23 protein-coding genes, 1 pseudogene and 1 riboswitch are annotated in these 26,902 nt (G+C 36.2%); of the genes and pseudogenes, 2 read left to right on the forward strand and 22 right to left on the reverse strand.

Features of this window, described 5'->3' with window-relative positions; all coding sequences use genetic code 11:
• Positions 1-106: 106 nt before the first annotated feature.
• From OEV82_RS07000 to OEV82_RS07100, 22 genes and pseudogenes are all read right to left on the reverse strand, one after another.
• Complete coding sequence (locus OEV82_RS07000; RefSeq protein ID WP_263061427.1) at positions 107-2,488, reverse strand: polyprenyl synthetase family protein; 2,382 nt, start codon at positions 2,486-2,488, stop codon at positions 107-109.
• Positions 2,489-2,572: 84 nt separating this feature from the next.
• Positions 2,573-2,704 (reverse strand): annotated as a pseudogene (locus tag OEV82_RS16150) (VTC domain-containing protein); the annotation flags it as partial.
• Positions 2,705-2,922: 218 nt separating this feature from the next.
• Positions 2,923-3,423 (reverse strand): GNAT family N-acetyltransferase, encoded by a 501-nt coding sequence (locus OEV82_RS07005; protein WP_263061428.1) that lies wholly within the window; start codon positions 3,421-3,423, stop codon positions 2,923-2,925.
• A gap of 2 nt (positions 3,424-3,425) precedes the next feature.
• Positions 3,426-4,664, reverse strand: coding sequence for a diaminopropionate ammonia-lyase (dpaL, locus tag OEV82_RS07010; protein WP_263061429.1), 1,239 nt, complete (start codon positions 4,662-4,664; stop codon positions 3,426-3,428).
• Positions 4,665-4,800: 136 nt separating this feature from the next.
• A complete protein-coding gene (gene pepV / locus OEV82_RS07015) occupies positions 4,801-6,210 on the reverse strand; it encodes a dipeptidase PepV (protein WP_263061430.1) in 1,410 nt (469 codons plus the stop codon).
• 366 nt (positions 6,211-6,576) lie between these two features.
• Positions 6,577-7,485 carry a homoserine O-acetyltransferase MetA gene (gene metA, locus OEV82_RS07020; protein ID WP_173661131.1) on the reverse strand — a complete coding sequence of 303 codons (909 nt, stop codon included), beginning with the start codon at positions 7,483-7,485 and terminating at the stop codon, positions 6,577-6,579.
• Positions 7,486-7,588: 103 nt separating this feature from the next.
• Complete coding sequence (locus OEV82_RS07025; RefSeq protein WP_263061431.1) at positions 7,589-9,244, reverse strand: FAD-binding dehydrogenase; 1,656 nt, start codon at positions 9,242-9,244, stop codon at positions 7,589-7,591.
• A 179-nt stretch (positions 9,245-9,423) separates the two neighbouring features.
• Complete coding sequence (locus tag OEV82_RS07030) at positions 9,424-10,467, reverse strand: ribonucleotide-diphosphate reductase subunit beta (RefSeq protein ID WP_173661127.1); 1,044 nt, start codon at positions 10,465-10,467, stop codon at positions 9,424-9,426.
• Complete coding sequence (locus OEV82_RS07035) at positions 10,448-10,894, reverse strand: flavodoxin (protein WP_173661125.1); 447 nt, start codon at positions 10,892-10,894, stop codon at positions 10,448-10,450. Before OEV82_RS07035 ends, OEV82_RS07030 begins: the two co-directional genes overlap by 20 nt.
• Positions 10,879-13,104, reverse strand: coding sequence for a ribonucleoside-diphosphate reductase subunit alpha (locus OEV82_RS07040; protein ID WP_263061441.1), 2,226 nt, complete (start codon positions 13,102-13,104; stop codon positions 10,879-10,881). Before OEV82_RS07040 ends, OEV82_RS07035 begins: the two co-directional genes overlap by 16 nt.
• Before the next feature lie 146 nt (positions 13,105-13,250).
• Positions 13,251-13,448: riboswitch (cobalamin riboswitch) on the reverse strand.
• 228 nt (positions 13,449-13,676) lie between these two features.
• On the reverse strand, positions 13,677-13,805 hold the full coding sequence (locus tag OEV82_RS07045; protein ID WP_173661123.1) for a YuzL family protein: 129 nt from the start codon (positions 13,803-13,805) through the stop codon (positions 13,677-13,679).
• A gap of 128 nt (positions 13,806-13,933) precedes the next feature.
• Entirely contained in the window at positions 13,934-15,166 is a 1,233-nt protein-coding gene (locus OEV82_RS07050; protein WP_173661121.1) for a dicarboxylate/amino acid:cation symporter, read from the reverse strand.
• A 192-nt stretch (positions 15,167-15,358) separates the two neighbouring features.
• Positions 15,359-16,192, reverse strand: a complete 834-nt coding sequence (locus tag OEV82_RS07055; protein WP_173661141.1) for a MetQ/NlpA family ABC transporter substrate-binding protein — start codon at positions 16,190-16,192, stop codon at positions 15,359-15,361.
• A 20-nt stretch (positions 16,193-16,212) separates the two neighbouring features.
• Positions 16,213-16,875 carry a methionine ABC transporter permease gene (locus OEV82_RS07060; RefSeq protein ID WP_173661139.1) on the reverse strand — a complete coding sequence of 221 codons (663 nt, stop codon included), beginning with the start codon at positions 16,873-16,875 and terminating at the stop codon, positions 16,213-16,215.
• 2 nt (positions 16,876-16,877) lie between these two features.
• The gene (locus tag OEV82_RS07065; protein WP_263061432.1) at positions 16,878-17,627 is read right to left on the reverse strand and encodes a methionine ABC transporter ATP-binding protein; all 750 of its coding nucleotides are present in this window, start codon (positions 17,625-17,627) and stop codon (positions 16,878-16,880) included.
• A 243-nt stretch (positions 17,628-17,870) separates the two neighbouring features.
• Positions 17,871-18,140: a phosphocarrier protein HPr gene (locus OEV82_RS07070; RefSeq protein ID WP_263061433.1), complete on the reverse strand. Its 270-nt coding sequence runs from the start codon at positions 18,138-18,140 to the stop codon at positions 17,871-17,873.
• Positions 18,141-18,203: 63 nt separating this feature from the next.
• Positions 18,204-20,093 carry a PTS fructose transporter subunit IIABC gene (locus tag OEV82_RS07075; protein ID WP_263061434.1) on the reverse strand — a complete coding sequence of 630 codons (1,890 nt, stop codon included), beginning with the start codon at positions 20,091-20,093 and terminating at the stop codon, positions 18,204-18,206.
• Positions 20,094-20,109: 16 nt separating this feature from the next.
• Positions 20,110-21,021 carry a 1-phosphofructokinase gene (pfkB, locus tag OEV82_RS07080; RefSeq protein WP_263061435.1) on the reverse strand — a complete coding sequence of 304 codons (912 nt, stop codon included), beginning with the start codon at positions 21,019-21,021 and terminating at the stop codon, positions 20,110-20,112.
• The gene (locus tag OEV82_RS07085) at positions 21,018-21,767 is read right to left on the reverse strand and encodes a DeoR/GlpR family DNA-binding transcription regulator (protein WP_263061436.1); all 750 of its coding nucleotides are present in this window, start codon (positions 21,765-21,767) and stop codon (positions 21,018-21,020) included. Before OEV82_RS07085 ends, pfkB begins: the two co-directional genes overlap by 4 nt.
• A 385-nt stretch (positions 21,768-22,152) precedes the next feature.
• Positions 22,153-22,362, reverse strand: a complete 210-nt coding sequence (gene copZ / locus OEV82_RS07090) for a copper chaperone CopZ (protein ID WP_263061437.1) — start codon at positions 22,360-22,362, stop codon at positions 22,153-22,155.
• 22 nt (positions 22,363-22,384) lie between these two features.
• On the reverse strand, positions 22,385-24,769 hold the full coding sequence (locus OEV82_RS07095) for a heavy metal translocating P-type ATPase (RefSeq protein WP_263061438.1): 2,385 nt from the start codon (positions 24,767-24,769) through the stop codon (positions 22,385-22,387).
• A gap of 12 nt (positions 24,770-24,781) precedes the next feature.
• The gene (locus OEV82_RS07100; protein ID WP_173658260.1) at positions 24,782-25,087 is read right to left on the reverse strand and encodes a metal-sensing transcriptional repressor; all 306 of its coding nucleotides are present in this window, start codon (positions 25,085-25,087) and stop codon (positions 24,782-24,784) included.
• Between the two features lie 242 nt (positions 25,088-25,329).
• Here OEV82_RS07100 and OEV82_RS07105 point away from each other — a divergent pair, with 242 nt between their 5' ends.
• Both OEV82_RS07105 and OEV82_RS07110 read left to right on the forward strand, forming a co-directional pair.
• Positions 25,330-25,827, forward strand: a complete 498-nt coding sequence (locus OEV82_RS07105; RefSeq protein WP_263061439.1) for a multicopper oxidase domain-containing protein — start codon at positions 25,330-25,332, stop codon at positions 25,825-25,827.
• Positions 25,712-26,776 (forward strand): multicopper oxidase family protein, encoded by a 1,065-nt coding sequence (locus OEV82_RS07110; protein ID WP_263061440.1) that lies wholly within the window; start codon positions 25,712-25,714, stop codon positions 26,774-26,776. Before OEV82_RS07105 ends, OEV82_RS07110 begins: the two co-directional genes overlap by 116 nt.
• The last annotated feature ends 126 nt before the right edge of the window (positions 26,777-26,902 follow it).

Genomic DNA, 26,902 nt, shown 5'->3' on the forward strand with positions numbered 1-26,902 from the left:
ACGAATGAAGTGTGTAATTTTATTGACTCATCATGAGAACCAATTTCTATTATTCATATTCGATTTTTTAAATAAAAAAGGGCTGACCTAATTGATCAGCCACTTTCTAATGATCGCGATGTACAAAGTAATTTAATAACTGTTTTAAAAAAGGTGTTTTTAATGGAAGGTGTTGCAAAGCTTCATCTGCTAAGCAGTAATGTTCCCACATCATTTTTTTCGCCTCTTCCACACCTAAAATAGAAACGAACGTCGAACTTTTATTTCCTTCATCTTGTCCGATAGGTTTACCAAGTAAATGTTGATTACCTTCAACATCAAGTAAATCATCCTTAATTTGAAAGGCAATACCCGCATGTTTTGCAAATTGTTTTAATCCATCCATTTCCTTTTCGTCTACACAAGCAAGTATTGCCGGTAAAACTAAGGAGGCTTCAAAACCAATACCAGTTTTGTACAGGCACATCTTATTTAGCTCATCTAAAGTTAAATGTTTCCCTTTTGCATTTAAATCCATAGCTTGCCCTACACACATTTTTTGTATCGTTTCTGAAGAATATTGAATAAGACGCAGAACAACATCACTTGTAAAATTTTTTAAGTTAGTCTGTTCCTCTACCGCCTTTTGTGTCATAAAAAGACCGGTCAATTCCGCAATGGCCGTATTATATACCTCATGTAAGGTTGGTCTTCCACGACGAATCGTTGCATTATCTTGGGCAGGGAGGTCATCAAAAATTAAAGAGGCGGTATGCATATATTCTAATGATTTCAGTAATGGAAAAATGGCCTCCTCATGAAGTGCGTATTCTTTTACAGCCATGACCCATGTAATAATAGGACGCAACCTTTTTCCGTCACCTTCAAGACTATAATTAGCTGCATCAATGATCGTCTTATTTGGAATTTCATTTTTCTTTTCAATTAAAAGTGCAAAATTAATTTTTTTACGTACGGCTTTTACTATTTTAGAAAAATCTTCTCTAGCTAGTTCCTCGTTTTTTAAAGTCGCTATCATTTGATCGCGCAATAATTTGTCATAAAAGTCCACATCCTGTGCCTTATCGACGAATGATTGAATTAATTTATTAAATTGTAGATCAAAGTTGGAAAATATACGCATGATCTCTTTGTATTTCTTATTTCCAACGCGCACTTTCAATCGTTTTAAACTATTAATCGCACGATTCAAAATAACCTCTCTCGCAAGATCATCAGATTGATATACGTTATGAATTAGGTACGCAATTACAGTCCAATACAATGCAAAGGGATTAATTAAATCAGAACGGACCTTATGATATTTATAGTAATACGTATATGGGGTAACTGCGCCACTTTCCAAATCCTTAAACATGTCTGTTAAATCATCAGCCAATTGATTATAGACCCCATAATAAAAGATTCGTTTATCAAAACCTTTATCTTCTGGAGCACTTAAAATGGTACGTACAATGAGGCGGGATGCTGATGATTTTAAGATGACTGGAATAAAGAGGTCTTCGTTTGAATAGTTGGGATTAGCTAGAGTCTTTTTTCGATCAACTTCTTGTGAATGAAAAAAAATATAGGCTTGTTCATAAAACTTTTCCTTTGTCTCAGATCGTTGATTTTGTTGAATTAATTCAAAGGCATTGCACAGTTCAGTGTAAACTTGTTCAATAAACGATTTATTTTTACCTGACCACTCACCTAATTCTGGTGCTTTACCCGTAATTATAGTTGTTCGGATTAAATCAGAAAATCGACTTTGTTCAACTTCTGATAACACATTTGAATCTAATAAATCATCGATATATGGGTAAGTTAATCCGTATGCATAGCCTAACTTAATTGCACGATTGAGCCTTTTACTTCGTTCTTCTGGTGATAAATCAGTTGGCATATCTTCTCGTTCTTGGATAAGAACGCCAGCCACAATTTTAATTAATTTCCTTTGAGCTTCTTCCCGATCCATACCATCTGGGATGAGTTTCGCTACATGCTGCAATTTTTCAATTAACCAAATGATGGCTACTTCCATCCCATCTTTTTTCGCATCCTGATAAATCTTCGCCCAATCAAACGTTTTATGATAGATATGACTCATTTGCTTCGTTTGTTCGGTTTCTTTGATTAAATTTTTCCTTAATTCATTTACAATTGCATTGATTCGTTTCTGTGTTTCGGGTTCATTTATGTTTTTTCCTAAATCTCTCATAAAAATATATGAGACGCTTCGATGTAAATAACGCTCTAATTGACCTGCCTTGATTAACCATTTAACATATTGTTTATGATTTTTTGGTGCAGCCGCTTCCTTTTTAGAAAAAAAGGGAACAATTGGACTAAAAACATGATTCTTTTTCCAAATTTGGAAATCATGGATTAACTTTTTTACAAATGTTTTTTCTTGATATTGTTCAAATAATGTTTGAAAATATGCCTTTGCTTGGTTTTCCGCTGACTTGTATGTTTGCTCAGGATTTTTTAATATTACTTCATTCATCGTTTTACCTCATCCGTCCAAGTTTTGTTCATTATCCATACCTTACTTACTATATATGTTTATTGTACATGAAATTATATATTTTTATTGGAAATAATGATGGAAATCCATTTCATCATAAATTTGTAAACGGAATGGTTGACGGAAGTTCAACTTATTTTTTGTCTCAAAATAGGTACCTTTGTCCTCATTATCGAAGTAAAGGCTTGTTACAGTATATCGCCTATCTTTTCTAAACTAATCAAATCACATACATGGAAATGGAGAAATTTGTTCGCCAATTTTCATATTGAGCTTTTATAAGTAAATACTTCTGCTTTCAACGGTTCAGAAAAAATAATTTGATTATATCGTTTTTTATTTAATTAAAATAACCCCAGCCTTTTGAATGCTGAGGTTTTCACAACTTAGGGAACGTTCACCTTCTGGAAACCTTAAAACTGTTTAGCTAATTTTTCTAACGATTGACCATGTAAGCGATAAACGGTCCATTCATCCATTGGAATAGCACCCATTTTTTTATAGAATTGAATGGATGGTTCATTCCAATTAAGGCATGACCATTCCATGCGACCACAGTTTCTTTCCACTGCTAGATGAGCAAGGAATGAAAGGATTATTTTTCCAAACTCTTTCCCGCGCATCTCTTTTTTTATATATAAATCTTCTAAATATAATCCGGGTCGTCCAACAAAAGTAGAAAAGTTATGGAAAAACAAAGCAAATCCCACCGGTTCATTACGATATTCGGCTATAATGACTTCCGCACATTTCTTCTCAAAGAGGGATTCTCGTAATGTCTGTTCTGTTGCAACGACTTCATCTAACATTTTCTCATAGTTTGCTAATTCTTTAATAAAATGGAGAATTAGTGAGGTATCCTGTTCTTTAGCAAACCGCAAACGAAAACCTTCAATTTTTGTTTCGATGATCATATTTATACCTCCTGATAGAATGGATATGCCCCATCCCAGACAATTTTTCTATAATGGTTAGGATCTGTGTCCCCTTCCGTACTGATAATAAGAATTTGTGAATTAGCGTCAAGTTTCAAAGCTTCTTTCATGTCGCTGAATGATTGATTTTCTGATAACAACGTAAGTAAACCAATGCCAATTCCACCTCCAGACTCACCGGATATAATACGAGGGTCATTTCCGAATGGATTGGCTAACACCCGCATTCCTCTGGCAGCCACATAATCGGGGATGGAAACAAACGCATCTGCATAATCCTTTAATATAGGCCATGCTATTTTGCTTGGTACTCCACAGGCTAAACCAGCCATAATTGTTCGTAAATCTCCTGTAACAGCATGAGGATTTCCATCATTCAAATCCATCGATTTGTAAAAACAGGCAGCATGATGCGGTTCCACAATTATTGTTAACGGACGACCATCACCAAATTTTTCAACTAAATAAGCTTGAATACTTGCTGGATATGAACCGACACCCGCTTGTAAAAAGATATGAGTTGGATTGTTAAAGCCATTCTGAGCGATTTGCTCGATAGCTTCATCAATTAGAGTTGCATAACCTTGCATAATCCAGGTCGGAATTTTTTCATAACCATCCAAGGACGTATCTTGTACTAATATCCATCCATTTACTTCTGCTTTTTGTCTTGCGAACCGGACAGTATCATCATAGTTTAAATCGGTGATATAGCTTTGAGCACCCGCTTTTCTTATATTGTTTAAGCGAGTTTCAGAAGACCCTTTTGGCATATAAACAACGGATTTATGCCCTAATTTATTTGCCGCCCAAGCGATACCTCTTCCATGATTGCCGTCTGTCGCCGTTACAAAAGTAATTTCACCGATCTTTTCTTTTACTTCCCTTCTCCTTAATTTTTCCAAAGAGAGCTCTTCAATAGCAACGTTCAATTTTTCTGATAAAAACTTGCCAATAGCATAGGTACCGCCTAATGCTTTAAAAGCATTAAGACCAAAGCGATACGATTCATCTTTTACCCAGATGTTTTTAACACCTAAAAATTTTGCTAAATCTTTTAAATGATGGAGTGGTGTAACTTCATATTCGGGAAAGCTTTTATGAAAATCTCTGACCCTTTGTACAACTTCACGACGAATAAAAGTTGTCGATGCTTTCTGCAAATCTACATGTCTTGCATTTTCGTTTACTATGTATTTCATATCAAATGATTTTTTCATCTCCATCCCCCTTTTTACTATTTTAATTAGAACCCCTTATTTTGATCGTTCGTTTGTAAAAAAAAGCAATTGGAGACAAACACACCAATTGCTTTTATTTTATATTCATACTTTTCACAAAACAACTTCTTCGTATTTATTTTGCCAATTCATAAATGGCTTGCGCATATATGGCGGTAGCTTTTAATAAATCATCAAGATAAGCATATTCGTCCTTTTGATGCATCACATCTTCTCTTCCTGGGAAAAGTGCGCCAAAGGCTACTCCATGATCGAGAGCTCTAGCATATGTCCCACCACCGATAGCCAACAGTTCAGCATTTTCGCCTGTTTGTTCTTCGTAAACTTTTTGCAATGTTTGAATTAGTGGATCATTCTTTTTCACATATGTAGGTTTTGAGTCGGTGAAGTTTTCAAGATGTAAGCCAGCTTCTTTTAATTTTGCTTCAATTTTTGATTTCCCTAAATCAATATGAAACGTAACCGGATATCGCATATTGCAACCGATTCTTCCGCCTTCATCTTTCGTATAACGCATTACACCAACGTTAATCGTCAATTCACCAGAATCTTCATCTTCATAGACAATATCAAACAGTTCACCACGATCGTGATTGTAAAATTGAGCGACCGTTTTTACATATTTTTTGCCTTCTTTATCCAGTTGTAATTCTTTTAAAAATTGAGCTAAGAATATACCAGCATTTTTTCCGTTCCGCGGTTCAGCACCATGGGCACTTATGCCAACTAGTGTCAAAACAAGCTCGTCTCCTTGTCGCGTAGCACTGCCTTCAAGACCTTTATTTTCAAGATAGGCATGATATTGTTCTATTATCTCTTGCGGCTCAATATGAACAACCAAACGAGCTTCCGCAAAGTCAGGAACCATGTTATATCGACGACCAGATTGGAAGGATAATAATTGAATCGTTGCGTCTGTATCACTAGCTTCAGGTTTTTGCACGATATCATAATCGGAAATTCCTTTTTCAGCAAAAATAATTGGGAAATCTGCATCAGGAACAAACCCTAACGTTGGCATTTCTTCATGCTTAAAGTAGTGCTCGACACACCGCCAATCACTCTCCTCGTCGGTACCAATAATTAAACGAACTCGTTTTTTAAGTGGTAGTCCTAATTCTTTTACAATTTTCATTGCATAGTAGGCTGCCATTGTTGGACCTTTGTCATCACTGGCACCGCGAGCATAAATCTTTCCGTCTTTTATTACCCCGCTATATGGATCAACACTCCAACCGTCACCTTCTGGTACAACGTCGATATGTCCAAGGACACCTACAAGTTCCGAACCTGCTCCCATTTCTAAGTGACCTGCAAAGTTGTCGACATTTTTTGTTTTAAACCCGTCTTTCTCACCTAAATCTAGTAAAAATTGTAAAGCCTCTTTAATCCCGGGACCAAGTGGCGCATCTTCTGTTGCATTCTCTTCATCAAGAACACTTTTTATTTGTAATAAACTTTGTAAATCTTTGATAAAATCATCTTTACGCTTTAATACTTCGTCCATCCATTGAATTTCAGTCATTTTTGGATTTACTCCTTTCTTAAATCACCTATCCTAATTTATATTACCATTTTTTATAAACAGGAATGCAATCCCTTCTATTATAGGTTGAAAAAATTCAGTATATCCACTTTAGATTTAGTATTTTTGTATGTTTCTGCTATTTTTACAGCTTTTCATGAATAAAAGGAAACTTAAACACTGAAGTTTGTGCGAAAATTAGAACTTTGTGTGCGTACTCGTTAGTTAAGTGTGCGGAAATGAAAAAAAGTGTGCGAATGTTGTTAAAAAGTGTGCGAAAATAAGAAAAAACGTGCGAATTTCTTTCATCTTGTGCGATTACAAAAAATTACCATTAAAAAAGCTGAACCAATATAGATTCAGCTTTTAATCCCATACGTATGGTGTTTCCTGATAAACGTAATAGTTTAACCAATTTGAAAAAAGCAAGTAACCATGGGAACGCCATGTATGTAACGGACGCTTGTTAATATCATCATTTGGAAAATAATTTTTGGGGAGTGCCGTTCCTAACCCTTTTTTCTGGTCCCTTACATACTCATCTAAAAGAGTGGTTGCATCATATTCTAAATGGCCAGTGATCATAATGTTCTTTCCATTCTCAGACATAATGATAAAAGGAGCGCCTTCTTCAGAAACGGATAAAAGTTTTAATTCAGGATGATTTTCAATTGCCTCTCGTGAAACATCAGTATAACGTGAATGGGGCGCATGAAAAACTTCATCAAAACCGCGGACAAGTTTTTCCATTGGATCAAAAACATTATGTTGAAACACGCCAAAACATTTGCTTGGCAACTCAAACTTCTGAATTCCATAATGATGATACAAGGCAGCTTGTGCTCCCCAGCAAATATGCATGGTAGATGTTACATGAGTCTTCGTCCATTCCATCATTTCCTTTAGCTCTTCCCAATAGTCAACTTCTTCAAATTCCAATTTTTCAACTGGAGCCCCAGTTATAATCATTCCATCAAAACGTCGATGTTTAATCTTTGAAAATGTCGTATAAAAATGTTCCAAATGATATTTACTCGTATTTTTCGGTTCATGTGTTGCAGTCCGTAATAAAGTGATATTTACTTGTATAGGCGTATTTCCTAATAAACGAAGTAACTGTAATTCTGTCTTTTCTTTTTGTGGCATTAAATTTAAAATGACAATATTTAATGGTCTAATATCTTGCGTTCGCGCCCGCTCTTCATCCATAACAAAGACTTTTTCATTTCGTAAAATCTCGCCCGCTGGTAAATTCTTCGGTATATTAATTGGCATTGGTCTCTCTCCCATTGCTTTTATAATTTATCCTTTATTATAAAAGTTTTGATTGAATATTTACAATAATATTGATTATATAAAATTTAATACTACTTTTATATCATGACTTTAGACAATCGATAATAGCCTGACCTGCTACACGTCCAGTAAATAAACAATTGCCTAAAAACGTCCCTTCAAGGGATCGGTATCCATGAATTCCCCCGCCACCAAAACCGGCTACTTCTCCTGCAGCAAATAGACCAGATATTGGCATTCCATTTTTATTTAATACTCTACATGAAAGGTCTGTTTGTAACCCTCCTAATGTTTTTCTACTTAAAATATGTAAGCGAACACCAATTAACGGACCGTGTTTCGGATCCAATATTTTATGAGGAGGGGCAACACGAATGAGCTTATCACCCCTGTACTTTCGATGCCCGCGTATCGCCGTAATGTGCAAATCCTTCGTAAACTTATTTTCAATTTCCCGATCTCTGGCTTGGATTTGCCGTTCGATGTCTTTTACATTTAACAAATGGGCTCCTGTTAACTGATTCATCCGATTAATAAGATCCTCCAAATTATTGGCAATTATAAAATCTTCACCTTTATCCATAAAAGCCTTCACCGGACCTGGTGGACCAGGTAAAATGCGCGACAAGACCTTTTTGATACTTTTTCCTGTTAAATCTGGATTTTGTTCAGAACCAGAAAGAGCAAATTCCTTTTCAATGATTTTTTCGGTTAAAATAAACCAGGAATAATCATATCCCGTTTTTAAAATGGTCTCCATGGTACCTAAAGTGTCAAAACCGGGTAAATAAGGGACCGGAAGACGTCTGCCGAGGGCATCAAACCATAAAGAAGATGGGCCAGGTAAAATTCGAATGCCGTGATGAGACCAAATTGGATTCCAGTTTTTTATCCCTTCTGTATAGTGCCACATTCGGTCACGATTAACGGTTCTTCCCCCTATTTTTTCCGTAATAGCAAGCATCCTGCCGTCAACATGTTTCGGGACACCTGAAAGCATTTGTTTCGGCGGCCTTCCTAGTCTTTCTGGCCAATTTTTACGTATTAAATCAAAATTCGCACCGATTCCACCACTTGACACTAATATGGTGTCAGCATAATATTCAAATTCATCTATCACTTCACGATTGCTATCTTCACCACGTTCGATCATCGCCTCTTTTAATTTTGAACCACTAACACCAATCACCGCACCATTTTTCGTAATTAGCTCATCAACTCGATGCCGAGGTAAAAACGTGATAAAACCATTTTTCATATATTCTTTTACTTTTTGAATGAAGGGCGCTACAAGCCCTGGACCAGTTCCCCAGACAATGTGAAAGCGTGGAACAGAATTCCCATGTCCGTCGGCTAAATAACCACCTCGTTCTGCCCAACCAACAATTGGAAAAAACTTAATCCCAAGTGATCTTAACCATGCTCGCTTCTCACCTGCTGCAAAATCAATATAGGCTTCTGCCCATTTTCTTCCCCAATAGTCTTCATCCTCCCGATCAAAAGCAGCTGTTCCTAACCAGTCTTGCCAAGCAAGGTCCCGTGTATCTTTTATTCCCATGCGACGTTGTTCAGGAGTATCGACTAAAAATAAACCGCCAAAGGACCACCATGCTTGCCCTCCCATTGATTGCTCCGGTTCTTGATCAAGCAGCAAAACTTTTCTACCTGAAGCTGCAATTTCCGTTGTTGCTACTAGACCAGCCAACCCTGCTCCAATCACAATACAATCATAATTCATTATATGTCCCTCCCCATTAACTGATTAATGGTTATATTCTGAATTTTTATAGTCAGTATATATTTTTGTTTATATTACAGTCAATTTAAAATGTAGATATGCTTTTCATAGAAAAATGACTCGGATACAATCCGAGTCAAAGCGAATATTATACACTTCACTTCACCTATTAACCAACATTATAGTTCATCAAACCCATTTAAATCGCTCACTTTCGTATAGGAGCGAGATTTTTGTTCAAAAAAATCCGTTTTTGTACGATCGAAATTATCAACATAGGCACGAATCCACTTCATTGGATTTTCCGTATAATTATCATCGTACTCACTTAACCCAATCATTCGTAACAATTTATTTGCTCGATATTTAATAAATCCAGCCATTTCCTGCAAATCGATTCCTTCAACATCTTTTAACACATATCTTGACCATTCGATCTCTAGTTCAACTGATTTCTTAAAACTGTCATAAACCCAATTTGTAAATTTCGTTGTATTGTATTCTGGATGTTCCGCTAACGTTGCACGAATGAGTTCGGAAATAAAGCGTCCGTGTTCAAGCTCGTCACGATTAATATAACTAATCATTGTTGACGTACCGACCATTTTATTTTGCCGCGCCAAATTATAAAAGAAGGCAAAACCTGAGTAGAAAAATAGTCCCTCTAACAAGGTAGAATAAATAAGCACTTTTATGATATTTTCGATTGTTGGTCTTTCTGCAAAAGCATTATAAATTTCCATTAATTGTTTGTTTCTTTTTAGTAAAATCGGATCTTTTCTACCTATATCAAAGGCTTGATTTTGTTTATCTAATGATACAACCGAAGACAAAATATACGAGTAACTTTCATTATGAACGGCTTCTTGCTGAGCGATGACAGCTAAAATGGACTGAACTGATGGGTCTGTTGAATATAAAGATGTTAGTAAAATTGTTCTTGTTTGTGATGAATCAAGAGTTGCCAAAAGACTAATTATTTTTAGGTAAGTATCCTGTTCTTTTTCAGATAACAAAGGAAATTGTTTAACATCACTTGACATATTGACTTCATCAGATATCCAAAAGTTTCCTAATAATCGTTTATACATTTTATACCAATGAGGAAATTTAATATCATTCCAATTTAATATACCACTAGACTCTCCACCAAATATTGCTGTTGCACGATTTTGGAATACGGGTTCTAATGTTTTCACTTTATTAAGCAAAACGTTTTGCATCTTGCAACACCTCTTCTACCCATTTTTTTACATATTTCTCCTGACTGCCGCGCGGAGACTGCTCTATTTTTAAAGGCTCCCATTTACTTTTGTAAAACTTGGCTAATTTTACAGCTGCCAGACAAAATAGGTGATCTCCACCAAATTGCGTTTCACCGGTGCCAAATACCGCAATATTGTCAGGCTTATAACCAATTTCTAAGACAAAATCTTTTACCTCATCGGGAGTTGCGCCTTTATTCCATGTGAAGGTTCCAATAAAAATCAAATCATAATTTTCAGGTCTGATCGGAAAATCAATCCCTATTCGATGTTTTTCTACGAAAAAGCCTTCCTCAAGCAACTGTTCCTCGATTAGTTCAGCCACTTCTTTCGTATTTCCACTATAAGATAAATAAGCAATTAAAGCCTTCAACTTTGACACCACTCACATTCTTCTACATCATTCGAAGTAGAACGTACATAATACGTTGTTTTTAATCCTTCCTTCCATGCTTGTAAATGAAGGTCTAATAATACTTTGGCACGAATATTGTTTGGTACATAAAAGTTAAAGGATATACTTTGATCGATATGTCTTTGTCTTGCAGCATTTTGTTTCACTGACCAACGTTGATCTAAAATATAAGCTGAACGACGATAAATATGATATGTCCGATGATCCAAATCTGGAGCTGTATTCGGTATCCGATAATCGTTTTTTTCTTCGATATAATATGTTTTAAATACAGGATCAATACTTGCTGTTGAACCCGCAATAATTGAAGTTGTTGCATTTGGTGCAATAGCCATTAAATAACTGTTACGGATACCGTTCGTTTGAATATCCTTTTTTAACTGCTGCCATTTTTCATCCATGTAGCCTCTCTGCTCAAAATATTCTCCTGTTTGCCATTTACTACCGTTAAATACAGAATAACTTCCTTTTTCTTTACTTAATTCCATACTGGCTTTTATTGTTAAATAAGCGATTTTTTCATATAGTTCATCAGCAAATTGAACCGCATCTTCGGTTTCCCATTCTATATTTTTTAATGCTAATAAATGATGCCAACCAAAGGTTCCTAAACCAATGGCACGATACTTTTTATTTGTTATCTCAGCTTGTTTTACAGGCAGCGTATTAATATCAATAACATTATCAAGCATGCGTACTTGTATAGGTATTAATCGTTCTAAAACGTTATCCGGAACAGCCTTTCCTAAATTAATAGAACTTAAATTACATACAACAAAATCACCAGACTTGTATTTTTTTACAATGATATTTTCTTCGACAATATTCTCTTCAATATATTTTGTTGGGGACTGATTTTGAACAATTTCTGTACATAAATTAGAACAATAAATCATACCTTCATGGGTATTTGGATTTTGTCTGTTCACTTCATCACGGTAAAACATAAAAGGAGCACCTGTTTCAAGCTGAGAGCGCATCATTCGTTTCATGATTTCAATGGCCGGTACTTTCTTCATGGATTGTAAATTTGCATGAATACATTGCTTATATTTTTCCCTCCAAGATCCGTCACCTTTTGTTTCATCATAGTAATCCTCTAAAGAAAAACCCATCACTTGACGTACTTCATGGGGATCGAACAAATACCAGTCTCCTCTTTTTTCAACTTGCTCCATGAAAAAGTCAGGAATACATACACCCGTGTATATATCGTGGGCACGTAAACGTTCGTCACCATTATTTAATTTCAAATCTAGAAAGTCTTCGATATCCCTGTGCCAAACATCTAAATAAACAGATATCGCTCCCTTTCTCGTCCCTAACTGATCAACGCTTACAGCGGTATTATTCAATTGTTTAATCCACGGTACAACACCGCTCGACATACCTTTAAACCCTTTAATTGAACTACCTCTAGCACGGATTTTCCCTATATATACGCCTATTCCCCCGCCATTTTTTGAAAGTTGAGCTATATCGCTATTGCTATCATAAATTGCTTGTAAACTATCATGGACTGTATCTATGAAACAACTAGATAATTGACCATGAGTTTTTCCGGCATTAGCCAGAGTTGGTGTCGCAACTGTCATATATAAATGACTTAACGCCCAGTAAGCTTCTTTTACATGTTTTGTGCGTTCTGGCAACGACTCGTCCTGCATTAAATACATGGCTATTATCATCCAACGTTCCTGTGGCAATTCATACGTTTTTTTGTCAAAATCCACGGCAAGATATCGCGTTGCTAATGTGTAAATACCAGGGTATGTAAATAATAAGTCTCGTTCTGGTTTTATCAGTTTCCCGAAGTATTCAATTTCTTTTTTAGAATATTTTTCTAATAGTATTGGAGAATAGATTCCCTTTTCAATTAATAGAGAAATTAAATGATAGAAAGAACCGTATTGATTTGAAGAAGGATAGCCACGGTTTTCTGCAGCTTTTTTGTATAACATATGTAAATAGATTCTAGCTGCAAAATAAGTCCATTCTGTATTTGCTTCATCAATATTTTCTAGCGCGTATTTAATTAAAATATCGATATCAATTTCGAAGATGTTTTCCAAATGATTGAACTTTAATATTTTCTCTTTATACGTATCCGTCTTGATACTTAATCCTTTTGCCCATTCATCAATAAGCTCTAACAGTTGATTTGTTTCATAGTTCATCATCGTTTTCACTACCGCTTCCTCCTTTATAAATACAAAAAAACCGTTCATTCGGGATGAACGGCTTAAAACGACAGAAAGGCAGTATAAAATGATAGTATTATACTATAAAAAATTTCTATCGTTTCAGCTTCTTACACCCCGAAGAATCGAAACTTCAAGTTATGGCAGGTCTCCTGGCTCGTGCTTCTTCCTAATAAAGCCCTTCCCATATCGACACCAGCTACAGCAATCGATACAGTGGGTTTGCTTATTCGTCCACACTTACAGTTGCGGGGGCAGCTCCAGATTTTCACTGGATTCCCTTTTAAGACATGAAACATGTCACCATAACTCAAACACAACATAATGTATTTTATTTTACTCATTCGTACAACATATTGAAATACTATCATATTATCAATCGATTTACAACTATATTCACGCTCAATAAATAAAAATTGATTCTCTTCTATCTAATAAAATTGTTTTTCAAGACCATTGACGTTTATTTGAAAATATTTTAGGGGCTTGCGTTTTAAAGCCCCAACATAATATACATGCATTATTCAAATTAATATACATCGAAAACTTTTTTACAGTCCTTTTTGCTTCTTTCTTGACGAATTCATTTTGCGTCCTTTTTCACGATTGGTCGTCCCTTGCCCTTCTGTTTCATGGGAACTTAAACCGATAGTAGATGGATCTGCTTTTCTTTTTGGCATAGATATCACCTCCAATAATAGTATTCCTTAAATGGAGTTAAGCTATCATAGAAATGTTCATATTTTCACCTTTTAATAAATCAAAAACCGAAGTATATGAACTTCCATATACTCCGGTATATTTAAAACTAGCTTACAGTTTCTACTTCTGTATCGTTCCGATTTTGTTCTGTGCGCTCTACATAAACTGTACAAACTGCATCCCCAGTAATATTCATCGCTGTACGGCACATATCAATTAAACGGTCAACACCAAGAACTAAGGCAATTGCTTCAACAGGTAAGCCGACAGATGTTAATACCATTGACAACATTATAATTCCAACTCCAGGGACACCTGCCGTACCAATACTTGCCAATGTTGCCGTTAATATAACGGTCAATAATTGAGCAAGTGTTAATTCAACTCCTACAACTTGTGCAATAAACACCGTAGCAACACCTTGCATGATCGCTGTTCCGTCCATATTGATAGTCGCTCCTAACGGTTGTACAAAACCACTAACGACTTTGGAAACTCCGAGATTTTTTTGGGCAGTTTCCATTGATACAGGCAAAGTAGCATTGCTACTAGACGTACTAAAAGCAACAATCATTGCTGGAGAAAAACCTTTAAAAAATTGAATCGGATTCATTTTTCCTAAAACTTTAATTGCAGATCCATAAACGAGGACTAGATGAAGAAGGAACACAAATATTACAACCAAAAAGTATTTACTCATTGCCAAGATTGCATCGATTCCTTGCCCACCAATTGCCGTCGCTATTAAGGCAAATGCCCCATACGGTGCTAATTTCATGATGACATGAACTAGATACATGAGTACATCATTTGCCTGCTCGACCAACTTTACTAAACCTTGCACTTTGCTATGAAGTTTAGATAAAGCAAAGCCGATAAAAATTGCAAAGACAATCATTTGCAACATATTTTCTGTAGCCATTGCCTCTATAGGGTTAGTTGGAATAATATTGAGTAACGTATCCATAACTGGTGGCGTTTCTTTCGGTTCAAATCCTTCTCCGTCCAATGAATAATTCCCGACCCCTGGTTTCACTAATAATGATGTTACTAAGGCTAATGTAATGGCTAGCGCAGTTGTTACAAGAAAAAATGAAACCGTTTTCAAACCAATACGACCCAATTTCTTTGGATCACTAATCCCTGCTGTACCTAAAATGAGTGTCACAAGTACAATCGGAACTACCATCATTTTTATCAAACTGATAAAAATTGTTCCTAACGGATGCAAAACATACGTATTGATGGGGTCAAAAAGATGAGGAAGGGCTAGATTGAAGATGAATCCTACAATAATTCCGAAACCCATTCCTAACAAAATCTTCTTTGAAAGTGACATTCCACTCACCTCCTAAAACTACTTGTAACAAACATATTCACAAAAACTACTTTGCATTCCTGTTTTTAGCAATATATTGATTGCCGGTCAGAAACAAAAAAAGACTCGGAAACTCGTACAATAACGAGGACCAAGTCTTTTTTCTTATTGTAATTAAACTGCTTTTTTATATAGTTACTCATTGCCTCACGATTACTCAAAAGCTGGAGCAGCTGATTCTGGATAATTTTCTTCTAAGAATTGTTTCACTTCTGGACTTGTAACAGCATCCGCTAATTTTTGAACGAGATCAGAATCTGCATTATCTTCTCTTGCTACCAATGAAATAGCAAAATCATCAATTGGATCTTCCACAAGTAATGCATCTTTGCTTGGACTTAAATTTAAAGGCATTGCATATGACGGATACATTACTGATGCATCCGCATCATCATACATTCTTGCTAACATTAATAAATCAACTTCTTTGAACTGGTATTTTTTGGGATTTTCTTCAATATCTTGTAATGTTCCGTAAATGCCTGTACCTTCTTTTAATTGAATAACACCCTTCGCATCAAGAAATGCTAATGTACGACCTAAATTGGTTGGATCATTTGGCACCGCAATTGTTGCACCTTCAGGAAGCTCTTCCATGGATTTGTATTCTTTGGAATATAGTCCTAAAGCTGCATGGTAAACAGGCTCAACAACGACTAAGTTACTATTATTGTTTTCATTAAATGTTTGCATCCAAAGTGCGTGCTGGAAAAAGTTCGCATCCACTTCTTTCTCTGCTAATGCTGTATTGGGTTGAATGTTATCACTCACTACAACATTTTCTAATCGGATTCCTTGTTCTGCTAATAACTTTTCAGCTATCTCCATAATTTCTGACACGATTTCAATTGAACTAGCAGTAGCAACTTTTATGGTTTGTTCAGTATCTTTCTCTACATTCGTATTTTCTTCTGTTTCATTTTCTGCTTTACCACAACCTACTAATAATATCAGCAAGGCTGTAATCATCATCCATAGTTTTTTCATCATGTTATTCCTCCTAACTTTTAGCGCATATCAATTTTTTTAGAAATGGTTGTTCCGATAAATTGAATCAGCTGTACTAATATTATCATTATCATAATCATATAAAACATAAGTTCTGTTTCAAAGCGCTGGTATCCGTAACGGATTGCAAAATCTCCAATCCCTCCACCACCAACGACACCGACAATTGTAGAGTAGGAAATAAAACTAATCGTGGAAGTCGTCAAACCTAAAACAAGTCCTGAACGTGCTTCTACATATAAAAATTTAAATATTATTTTAGGTACAGAAGCCCCCATCGATAATGCTGCCTCCATTACTCCTTTCGGAACATCAATTAATGATTGTTCAACTAGTCTTGAATAATAAGCGACCGCCATAATCGCTAGTGGAACAGTTGCTGCCGCAGTTCCGATTGCTGTTCCAACAATCCACCGTGTAAAAGGGATAAGAAATACAACGAACAATAAAAACGGAAATGAACGAACAATATTAACAAATAGATTAAGAATAGAGAAAATGATTTGATTTTCTAACAATTGTCCTTTTCGTGTTAAATAAAGGAGAGTTCCTAAAGGTAATCCTAAAAATATCGCAAACATAATGGAAATTCCAACCATTATAAATGTTTCCCCGATTGACTGCCATATTTCAGTCTGGTATTGTACTAATATTTCTGGCATCATTAATCACGCCCCCCTCGTAACTGGGCTAAAAACCAATCCGGATTGTGACTGTGTTCACGGATACCTTTTGGTTCTATTTCAACCGTTTCATATACTTTTCCATTATCTAAGATCGTTACCCGATTACATATACTTTTTATTACGTCCATTTCGTGACTAACAATGACAATTGTAACCCCTAAATTTTTATTAATTGACTGAAGTACTTTAAGTATTTCTGCCGTCGTATTGGGATCAAGGGCCGATGTTGGTTCATCACATAATAAAATTTTCGGCTTATTAGCTAGTGCCCTTGCAATACCTACCCGTTGTTTCTGTCCCCCGCTCAATTGGCTAGGATACTTGTATACATACTCCTTCAAGCCGACAAAATTCAATACTTCCATTGCTCGATTATATCTCTCACTTTTTGGATACTTTGCTAATTCCAATGCAATTAAAACGTTGTCTAGAATTGTTTTATTCAACACTAGATTAAATTGCTGGAAAATCATTCCAATTGACTGACGAGCAATACGTAATTGCTTTCCTTTCAGTTTTGTCAAGTCTTGACCATTAACAATGACAGATCCACTTGTCGGAACCTCTAGAAGATTGATTAACCTAAGTAATGTAGATTTACCAGCACCGCTACGGCCAATAATTCCATAAATGTCTCCACGATTAATGGATAAGGAAATATGATCTAAAGCTTTGAACGTCTTATTATTTTGAATGTACGTTTTACTTACGTTATGTATTGTAATCATTTCATACTACTCCCTTGTAAAGTGGACAACAAATGTAATTATAGATTATATTTATTGAAATGTCATATTTCTTTTAAAAAGTGAAATGACAGTTTTATTTTATCCAATAAAATGGATTAGCAGATGATCATCAGTTTTAACGTTATGCTTGCATCGGTCACATATGATTTTTTCCTTAATAAAAGACCTGAAAATCAGAAGAACCGTCGTCCTTGATTTTCAGGTCTAATTTGCATTTTAATTTTATTTTTTCACGAGGCCTTGTTCAAGCATTACTTTTTCAACAGCAGCCATAACTTCTGACTCATCTTCTCCACTTGCCTCAATTTTAATGGTAGCACCTTTTGGAACGCCAAGAGACATTAGCCCCATAATCGATTTAAGATTAACTTTCTTTTCTTGATATTCAATAAAAACTTCAGATGTAAATGGTGAAACTGCTTGGACAAGTAAAGTTGAAGGGCGTGCATGTAACCCTGCTTCAGCTGTAATTGTAAATGTTTTTTCTTTCATTTGTTTCTCCTCCATTTGTATATGAATGATAAGTAATTGATTATTATATCAATGATATAAAAACTACTGAATTGGTTTTTTCATAATTCCTAGTAGCAAACCAGAAACAACAGCTCCGATAATGACTGAAAGCAAGTAAAATAATACATTTCCATCAACTAGCGGGAATACAAAAATTCCACCATGTGGAGCACGTAAACCGATGTCAAAGAACATGGACAAGCCACCTGCAATCGCTGAACCTAGCATTAAGGTTGGAATGACACGTAATGGATCTGCCGCTGCAAAAGGTATTGCACCTTCAGTAATGAAAGATAAGCCCATAATATAGTTGACCTTACCTGCATCTCGTTCCTGCGGTGAGAATTTATTTTTATAAAATGTAGTCGCAATCGCAACGGCTAAAGGAGGTACCATTCCTGCAGCCATGATGGCGGCCATCGGTGCATAAACACCACTGGCAATTAAACCCGTACCAAAAACGTATGCAGCTTTATTTACTGGACCACCCATGTCAACAGCCATCATTAATCCTAAAACAATACCAAGCAACACTGCATTTCCTGTACCAAGACCGGTTAACCATTCGGTAATCGCTTTATTAAGTAATCCAACGGGAGTATTCACAACAAAGACCATAATTAACCCGGTCAAACCAATACCTAGTAATGGATAAAGCAAAATGGTCTTTATTCCTTCGATGGATGCTGGCAACTTGCTTAGTATTTTTTTCAACCCAATCATCAGATAACCAGCTAAGAAACCTGCCACTAATCCTCCTAAAAATCCTGCTTCACCAATGGTTGCTAACATCCCCCCTACCATACCTGGTGCAAATCCTGGTCTGTCAGCAATACTCGAAGCGATGAATCCAGCTAAAACGGCTATCATTAATCCAAAGGCAGCCTGATCACCAATTGTGTTTAATGCCGCTGCAAATTCATTGTAAGAAGGATCGTTTGGGTCAGCGGAATTTACCCCAAATAAGAAACCAAGGGCTATTAGTATACCACCACCGACAACAAATGGGAGCATATTGGAAACACCGTTCATGAGATGTTTGTAAATTGTAGCACCTATGCCTCTTTGCTCTGTTTCTTCACTTTCTTTTGTTTCATTTTTATCAGCATGATAGATCGGAGCATCCTGCTTAACTGCCTTTTCAATTAGTTTTTCTGGAATACGAATTCCATCAGCGACAGCCGTTTCAATGACATGCTTTCCATTAAAGCGGTTCATTTCTACTTGTTTATCAGCAGCCACAATAACGGCTACTGCACGTTCGATATCCTCAGATGTAAGTCTATTTTTAACACCACTGGCTCCGTTCGTTTCAACTTTAATTTCAACACCAAGTTCTTCCGCTTTTGCCTTCAATGAATCGGCTGCCATATACGTATGAGCAATTCCTGTTGGACAAGCCGTAACAGCGACAATAAATTTTTTATCTTCAGCGCCTTGCTGAGGAACACTTTCTTCGTCTGATTCGTTATCGTTCTCAACATCATTTTGATTAATAATCTCAAGTACTTCATCTACTGAATCCGCAGTCAACAACTGATTACGTATTTCTTTATTCATAAGAATGGTAGATAAACGTGATAATACTTGTAAATGGGTATTGTTGGCATCTTCTTTTGCTGCAATCATAAAGAATAAGTGTGCCGGTTGCCCATCTAAAGATTCATAATTAATGCCAGCATTTGATCTGCCAAAAGCGATTGCGGACTCCTTTACCGCATTTGTTTTTGCATGAGGAATCGCTATTCCTTCACCTATTCCTGTCGTGCTTTGTGCTTCCCGTGCTAAAATAGCTTTTTTAAACTCGTCAGAATTTGTTAGTTTTCCGGCACGGTCTAATACTTCGACAAGCTCATGGATAACATTTGCTTTTGATGTACTTTCAAGCGATAAGTTTATTGTGTCTTTTGTTAATAAATCTGTAATTCTCATATTCCTCAGCTCCCTTCTATAAGCACTCAATCTTCACTTGTTGAACCAAGTTTTCTACTTTATCCTTTGTGCATAAGCCCAGTGAAAATGCAGTTGCGCTACCAGCAGCGACACTGTAACGAAATGACTCTTCAAAGGATTTTGTTTTTTGATATGCAGCAATAAATCCTGCAACCATAGAATCTCCTGAACCTACAGTACTTTTCACGTCACCATTTAATCCAGGGGAATATAAGATTATTTCACTATTTACGAAAACGGCGCCATTTGCACCAAGGGACACAATAACATTTTGCGCTCCTCTTTTTAATAACTCTTGCGCATACGGAATCGCTTCTTTCGGAGATGATATAACGGTTTTAAAAAGTTCACCAAGTTCATGTTGATTTGGTTTAATAAGAAACGGTTTGTAAGGCAGGACATTCCATAATAATTCTCCTTCCGCATCAACAATAAAACTTGTTCCATTTTGATGACAAATTTCACCTAACTCTTCATATGTCGTTTTCGGCATGCCAGATGGGATACTTCCAGCTAAAACGAGTACATCTTCATTTGTTAGCGACTTAACTTGTTCCTTTAATGCTATAAAGTTATCCTTCGTTATCTTTGGACCTTTGGCATTAATTTCCGTTTCCACTTCAGATTTAATTTTGATATTAATTCTAGTGTCATCACTTACTTTGATAAAATCAGTATTTATCGCCAAAGATTGTAAAAATTCCTCTATATATTTTCCTGTAAAACCACCAACAAACCCTAAAGCAGTACTATTGACATCTAAATTATTTAATACTTGTGATACATTTATTCCTTTTCCACCTGGAAATTTCGATTCATTCGTTGTCCGATTTAATTCACCAATGGAAACTTGATCTAATTCAACAATGTAATCGAGAGATGGATTTAACGTAACTGTATATATCATGCGCTGACCACCTTTATTGTCGTTTCACGTTCATATTGTGATTGAATCTCTTTATCAATGGCATTTGTTATTATCATCGCATCCTTCAAATCAGCTATTCTAGCAAAGGTCACTTCTGAAAACTTTGATTCATCTGCAACTACATATGCATCGCGAGTGAGCGTAATAGCTAGTTGTTTAACGGTGGCTTCCTCCGGATCTGGCGTAGTAAAACCATAATCTGGATGTATACCATTGACCCCCATGAAGCACTTATCAAAACGGAAATTTTTTAAACTTTCAATAGCACTTCGACCGACTAAAGCTTTTGTCGTAGGTTTTACATAGCCCCCGAGTAAAAATGTTTTTATGTTTCTATTTAAAAGGGCTTCGACATGCATTAATCCATTAGTCACAACAACGATATCGCTTGGTAGAAATGGAATCATTTCAAATGGTGTTGTACCAGCATCTATATAAACTGAGTCCCCTTCTTCAATTAAACTTGCTGCATATTTGGCAATCAGTCTTTTTTCTTGAACGTTTTTGGATGATTTTTCTACCATCGTTGGTTCTTGAAGCATGTTTTGTAATCTTGCAGCACCACCATGGACCCGTTTTAATAACTTTTGTTTTTCTAATTGACTCAAATCGCGCCTAATGGTCGATTCGGAACTATTTGTTAATTCAACAAGCTCCTGAAGTTTAACGGTATTTTGCTTCTTTAATAGATCAAGGATGATCTGATGACGTTCTGGTTCTAACAAATAACCACCTCTTATAAAACGTTTTCAATATTACTTTCAATTTGAATTTTACATGCGTACACATTAAAAGTCAACCAAAAACATTCAATTTCAATCACTATTAATCAATATCAACCAAAAAATTCCACTATAGCCATTCAATTTATTTCAAGTTTTACCCACAGCTTTTAAAAAATCTCTAAAACAAAAGATTTCGAAGTCAAGGGCATGTGGAACAGGCACTGGTTCAGAGTTTATTAATGAACTATCATATGTATTGATATATCCTATATTTAACTCCATGACAAATCTATCCTTATCGCTTATGACTTTCATCTATAGAGCATTAAAAAAGCTGATTTTCAAATTAGAAAATCAGCTTTCTATATTCATACTTTGTTAATGATTAGACTTCAACATCATAGCCTTGATCTTCAATTACTTCTTTCATTTTATCAACGGTAACTTTGGATTCATCAAAAGTTACATCTACTTTCCCTTCCTCTAGATTGACTTGAGCTGCAGATACTCCATCCAATTTTTTCAATGCGCCTTCAACAGTCATTTTACAATGTCCGCAACTCATCCCTTTTACATCCAATGTTTTTGTTGTCATGTTTTCACCTCCTTTAAAATAGCTATAATTGCACTCGTTTTAAACGAAGTGCATTTGTCACAACACTGACAGAACTTAATGCCATGGCAGCTCCAGCAAGCCATGGTGCAAGAAATCCGGCTGCTGCAATCGGAATTCCCGCTGTGTTGTAAGCAAAAGCCCAAAAAAGGTTTTGCTTAATATTTCGAATCGTAGCATGACTAATGTTTATTGCTTTCGGTATAAGTAGAAGCTCACCACCTAAGATGGTAACATCAGCAGCTTCTATAGCCACCTCCGTCCCTGTACCGATGGCGATACCGATATCTGCAATAACTAAAGCCGGTGCATCATTTATGCCATCACCAACCATAGCAACTTTCTTTCCAAGAGCTTGTAATTCTTTAATTTTTTCAGCTTTTTCATCTGGTAACACTTGTGCAACAACATGATGAATCCCTACTTGTTTTGCGATCGCTTGAGCTGTCCTTTCGTTATCACCTGTTAACATGACAACTTCTATACCCATTTCATTTAATTGTTCAATGGCTTCTTTTGCCGAGTCTTTAATTGTATCGGCAACCGCAATCATACCGCGATAATTTCCGTTTATTGCAATCAACATCGCTGTTTTTCCATTCATTTCAAATTCATTTAATGTTTCTTCGTATCCGTCTATCTGAACTTGATGACCTCTCATCAATTTTCGATTACCAACTAAAATGTGGTTTCCCGCAATTTTTGCCGATATCCCTTGCCCAGGGATTGCATTAAATTCATCCACATCCAGGAAATCAATTTCTCTTTCTTTTGCAAAAGCAACAATTGCTCCAGCAAGTGGGTGTTCAGATCCTTTTTCGGCACTTGCTAACAGTTGCAATGTTTCTTCGTCACCTAAATAGTCTGTTACTTCGGGTTTCCCTTTTGTGATTGTTCCAGTTTTATCAAGCACAAGAGTATCAATTTGATAGGTTCTTTCTAAATGTTCGCCACCTTTAAAAAGAATTCCCGTCTCAGCTGCGCGACCAGTTCCAACCATAATGGAGGTCGGTGTTGCTAGCCCTAATGCACAAGGACAAGCAATAACAAGAACAGCTATCGCCGCTACAAGAGCTGGTTCAAATTGGCCAGGTTGAACAAATGATATCCAACAAATAAAGGTTAAAATTGCAATACCGACGACAATCGGAACAAAGTAACCAGAAATGACATCGGCAAGTCTTTGTATTGGTGCTTTTGAACCTTGAGCTTCCTCTACAACCTTAATAATTGATGCAAGGGCAGTGTCTTTTCCTACTTTTGTTGCTTCGATTTCAATCGATCCATTTTTATTCAATGTCGCACCGATAACATTCTCACCCGGATTTTTTTCAACCGGTATTGATTCTCCTGTTAGCATGGATTCATCCACAGAAGTTCTTCCGTGTATAACAATACCATCCACAGGTATTTTTTCACCTGGTTTAATGATTAGACGGTCTCCCACAACAACATCCTCTAACGGTATCATCACTTCTTTACCGTCACGTACGACACGAGCTTCTTTTGCTTGTAAATTAAGCAATTCAGAAATGGCATTTGTCGTTTGACTTTTGGCCATAGACTCTAAATATTTCCCAAATAAAATTAAAGTGATTAATATTGCACTCGTTTCAAAATATAAATGTGGTTCGTATTCCGGAATGAATACTGTTTTAAATGTTTCGTACAAACTATAAAAATATGCGGCGCTTGTACCTAGGGAGACTAAGACATCCATGTTTGCTCCGCCATTACGGAGATTTTTATAAGCTCCTATATAAAATTGCCAACCGATAATAAATTGAACCGGTGTTGCAAGGATAAATTGAAACCATGGGTTCATCACAATCTCCGGTAAATTCATACCGAACAAATGGTCAAGCATTGTAATAAGTAAAGGAACAGATAGTAGTGCTGAAATGATTAGCTTTGTTTTCATTGTTTTTAATTGCTTTTCTTTATGTGTCTGCTTTTCTTCTGCATCCGCTTTTGGCTTCGCATCGTAGCCAAGGTTTCGAATTCGTTCAATAATCGCTTGAACATCAACCATACCCGGATTATATTCAATCGCCGCACTTTCCGTTGTTAGATTGACGGTGGCAAGTTCAATCCCTTCTTGCTTATTTAATACCTTTTCAATTCGGTTGGAGCAAGCAACACAAGTCATACCAAACACATCGAGTTCTACTTTTTCCGTTAATACACCGTAACCGATGTTTTCAATTTTTTTTGTAATATCTTCGACGGAAATTTTCTCCGGATCGTAGGCAACTGTTGCTTTTTCTGTAGTTAAATTAACTTGCGCTTCGACACCATCCATTTGATTTAAAACTTTTTCAATACGGCTAGAACAGGAGGCACAAGACATACCTGTAACACCAAGTGTAATATGTTTTTTTTCACTCAACTTACTCCCTCCTTATTTGCCAAACTGCTTCATGACACGCAATAATTCCTCTATCGTCTCTTGACCTTCTCCTTTTTGAATAGCATCACTGACACAATGTTGAATATGTCGTTCCGTTATTGAAAAACCGACAGACTTTAATGCAGATTGGACAGCACTCATTTGCACTAATATCTCCATACAGTATCGATCTTCTTCTACCATTTTTTGTATTCCACGAATTTGACCTTCAATGCGTTTCAAGCGATTGACAATTTTTTTAATCTCCTCTTCAGATCTTGGTTTACTTGGGTGATCATGTAAAAATTTTTCTCCCATGTCATTCACATCCCTTTTCTTTATATCTTTACTATACCCCCGTATAGTATTTATGTCAATTATCTTTTACTCTTCACAAGAAATCATACTTCCTTTAGCGAATAGTATATGTATTTCATTCCAACAATACTTATTAATCAAAAGAGCGAAATACGTTTAAGAAAAATTTAAGAATCTAGAAAGAAGATCTTTAGAACTTGGAAGTAGGATAAATTTATAAAAACAACGGAAGGAGAAAGAAAATGAAATCTTTAAAATGTTTTATCCTACTTTCCACTGTTACAATTATGGGGCTTACAGGGTGTAATACAGATTACACTTCTAATATCGGAAAACAGCCATTTACTAATCCATTAAATATTCCGGAAATCCTTGAACCAACAATTGATGAAAACGGTGTTAAACATTTTGCACTCACAATGCAAGAAGGAACGACGGAATTTTTTAAAGGAAAACAAACAAAAACTTGGGGAATTAACGGTTCCTATTTAGGACCTACGATACGTGTAGAACGTGGTGATCAAGTTACATTCGACGTCACAAACAATATAGGAGAACCCTCTACATTACATAGGCATGGTATTCATCTTCCTGCAGAGATGGATGGTGGACCACACCAAATGATTGAAGCCGGCAGCACTTGGGAACCGTACTGGACCAACAACATGGTACCATCCTCATCTTCATGGCAAAACAGCGTTACATGTATATCGGGGACTAGCTGGGATGTTTATCATTGATGATGAAGAGTCAAAAACTTTACCGTCGAACTATGGGGTCAACGATATTCCCCTCATCAACCAAGACAAATTATTTTCAGAAGACGGCAATTTAATCGAAAAAACGGACATCGAACCCTTTGGTTTAATGGGAAACACGATTTTAGTAAATGGCACATATGATCCATACCTTGAAGTGAAAGAAAGCCAAATACGATTTCGCTTATTGAATGGTTCCAATGCTCGAGCCTATCACTTTGGATTTGATGACGGCAGAACCTTTCAATTAGTGGCAAACGATGCTGGATTATTGGAAAGCCCGATTGAGTTGGACCAAATGATGTTAAGCCCTGGTGAACGAGGAGAAATCGTTGTCAGTTTTGAACCCGGTGATGAAACGATTTTCCGCAGTTTCAAAGGAGAAAATGGAATTGACCAAAATGAATTCGAATTATTAAAAATAGTCGCTTCGGATAATTTAAAGGAAACTAAAGAGATCCCTAAAATATTGACTAAAGAACAAAAGAGCGAGGTACCAACCAACGCAAAAGTTCGTACATTTGAGCTTACAATGGATTCCAAAATTAACGGTAAAGCAATGGATATGAATCGGATCGATGAAGTTGTCCATGCAAATACAACAGAAATTTGGGAAATTACAAATCGCGGTTGGGACCATAATTTTCACATCCATGATGCAGCTTTTCGTATCCTTGATATAAACGGCGAATTGCCACCTATTTATGAAAGAGGACGAAAAGACACTGTATTTATTCCAAGCGGTTCCACTGTTCGCATCGCTGTTCAATTTGGAGAAAACACAAACCCATCCTTCCCGCTCATGTATCATTGTCATCTTTTACTTCATGAAGATGAAGGAATGATGGGACAATTTGTTATCGTTGAACCAAGAACAGAAGACGAAGTACCAAAAAATTTGCACAATAACGAACATAATCAACACCATTAACAGGGGGCTGTCCGAAAAGTCAATTTTTAATTGACCTTCGGTCTAGCCCTTTTGCTATTTAATGGTACAAAAAAATCGTCCTTTTTTGTAGAATGAAATGTAGAGACAACATTCAACAGAAAGGAC

This window comes from Pallidibacillus thermolactis, assembly GCF_025660415.1.
GTDB classification, from domain to species: Bacteria; Bacillota; Bacilli; order Bacillales; family Caldibacillaceae; genus Pallidibacillus; species Pallidibacillus thermolactis.

Bases quoted from the DNA above. Each gene is read 5' to 3' on its own strand.
- OEV82_RS07000 (WP_263061427.1), bottom strand. From the start codon at position 2,488: ATGAATGAAGTAATATTAAAAAATCCTGAGCAAACATACAAGTCAGCG.
- OEV82_RS07005 (WP_263061428.1), bottom strand. From the start codon at position 3,423: ATGATCATCGAAACAAAAATTGAAGGTTTTCGTTTGCGGTTTGCTAAA.
- dpaL (WP_263061429.1), bottom strand. From the start codon at position 4,664: ATGAAAAAATCATTTGATATGAAATACATAGTAAACGAAAATGCAAGA.
- pepV (WP_263061430.1), bottom strand. From the start codon at position 6,210: ATGACTGAAATTCAATGGATGGACGAAGTATTAAAGCGTAAAGATGAT.
- metA (WP_173661131.1), bottom strand. From the start codon at position 7,485: ATGCCAATTAATATACCGAAGAATTTACCAGCGGGCGAGATTTTACGA.
- OEV82_RS07025 (WP_263061431.1), bottom strand. From the start codon at position 9,244: ATGAATTATGATTGTATTGTGATTGGAGCAGGGTTGGCTGGTCTAGTA.
- OEV82_RS07030 (WP_173661127.1), bottom strand. From the start codon at position 10,467: ATGCAAAACGTTTTGCTTAATAAAGTGAAAACATTAGAACCCGTATTC.
- OEV82_RS07040 (WP_263061441.1), bottom strand. From the start codon at position 13,104: ATGATGAACTATGAAACAAATCAACTGTTAGAGCTTATTGATGAATGG.
- OEV82_RS07045 (WP_173661123.1), bottom strand. From the start codon at position 13,805: ATGCCAAAAAGAAAAGCAGATCCATCTACTATCGGTTTAAGTTCCCAT.
- OEV82_RS07050 (WP_173661121.1), bottom strand. From the start codon at position 15,166: ATGTCACTTTCAAAGAAGATTTTGTTAGGAATGGGTTTCGGAATTATT.
- OEV82_RS07055 (WP_173661141.1), bottom strand. From the start codon at position 16,192: ATGAAAAAACTATGGATGATGATTACAGCCTTGCTGATATTATTAGTA.
- OEV82_RS07060 (WP_173661139.1), bottom strand. From the start codon at position 16,875: ATGCCAGAAATATTAGTACAATACCAGACTGAAATATGGCAGTCAATC.
- OEV82_RS07065 (WP_263061432.1), bottom strand. From the start codon at position 17,627: ATGATTACAATACATAACGTAAGTAAAACGTACATTCAAAATAATAAG.
- OEV82_RS07070 (WP_263061433.1), bottom strand. From the start codon at position 18,140: ATGAAAGAAAAAACATTTACAATTACAGCTGAAGCAGGGTTACATGCA.
- OEV82_RS07075 (WP_263061434.1), bottom strand. From the start codon at position 20,093: ATGAGAATTACAGATTTATTAACAAAAGACACAATAAACTTATCGCTT.
- pfkB (WP_263061435.1), bottom strand. From the start codon at position 21,021: ATGATATATACAGTTACGTTAAATCCATCTCTCGATTACATTGTTGAA.
- copZ (WP_263061437.1), bottom strand. From the start codon at position 22,362: ATGACAACAAAAACATTGGATGTAAAAGGGATGAGTTGCGGACATTGT.
- OEV82_RS07100 (WP_173658260.1), bottom strand. From the start codon at position 25,087: ATGGGAGAAAAATTTTTACATGATCACCCAAGTAAACCAAGATCTGAA.
- OEV82_RS07105 (WP_263061439.1), top strand. From the start codon at position 25,330: ATGAAATCTTTAAAATGTTTTATCCTACTTTCCACTGTTACAATTATG.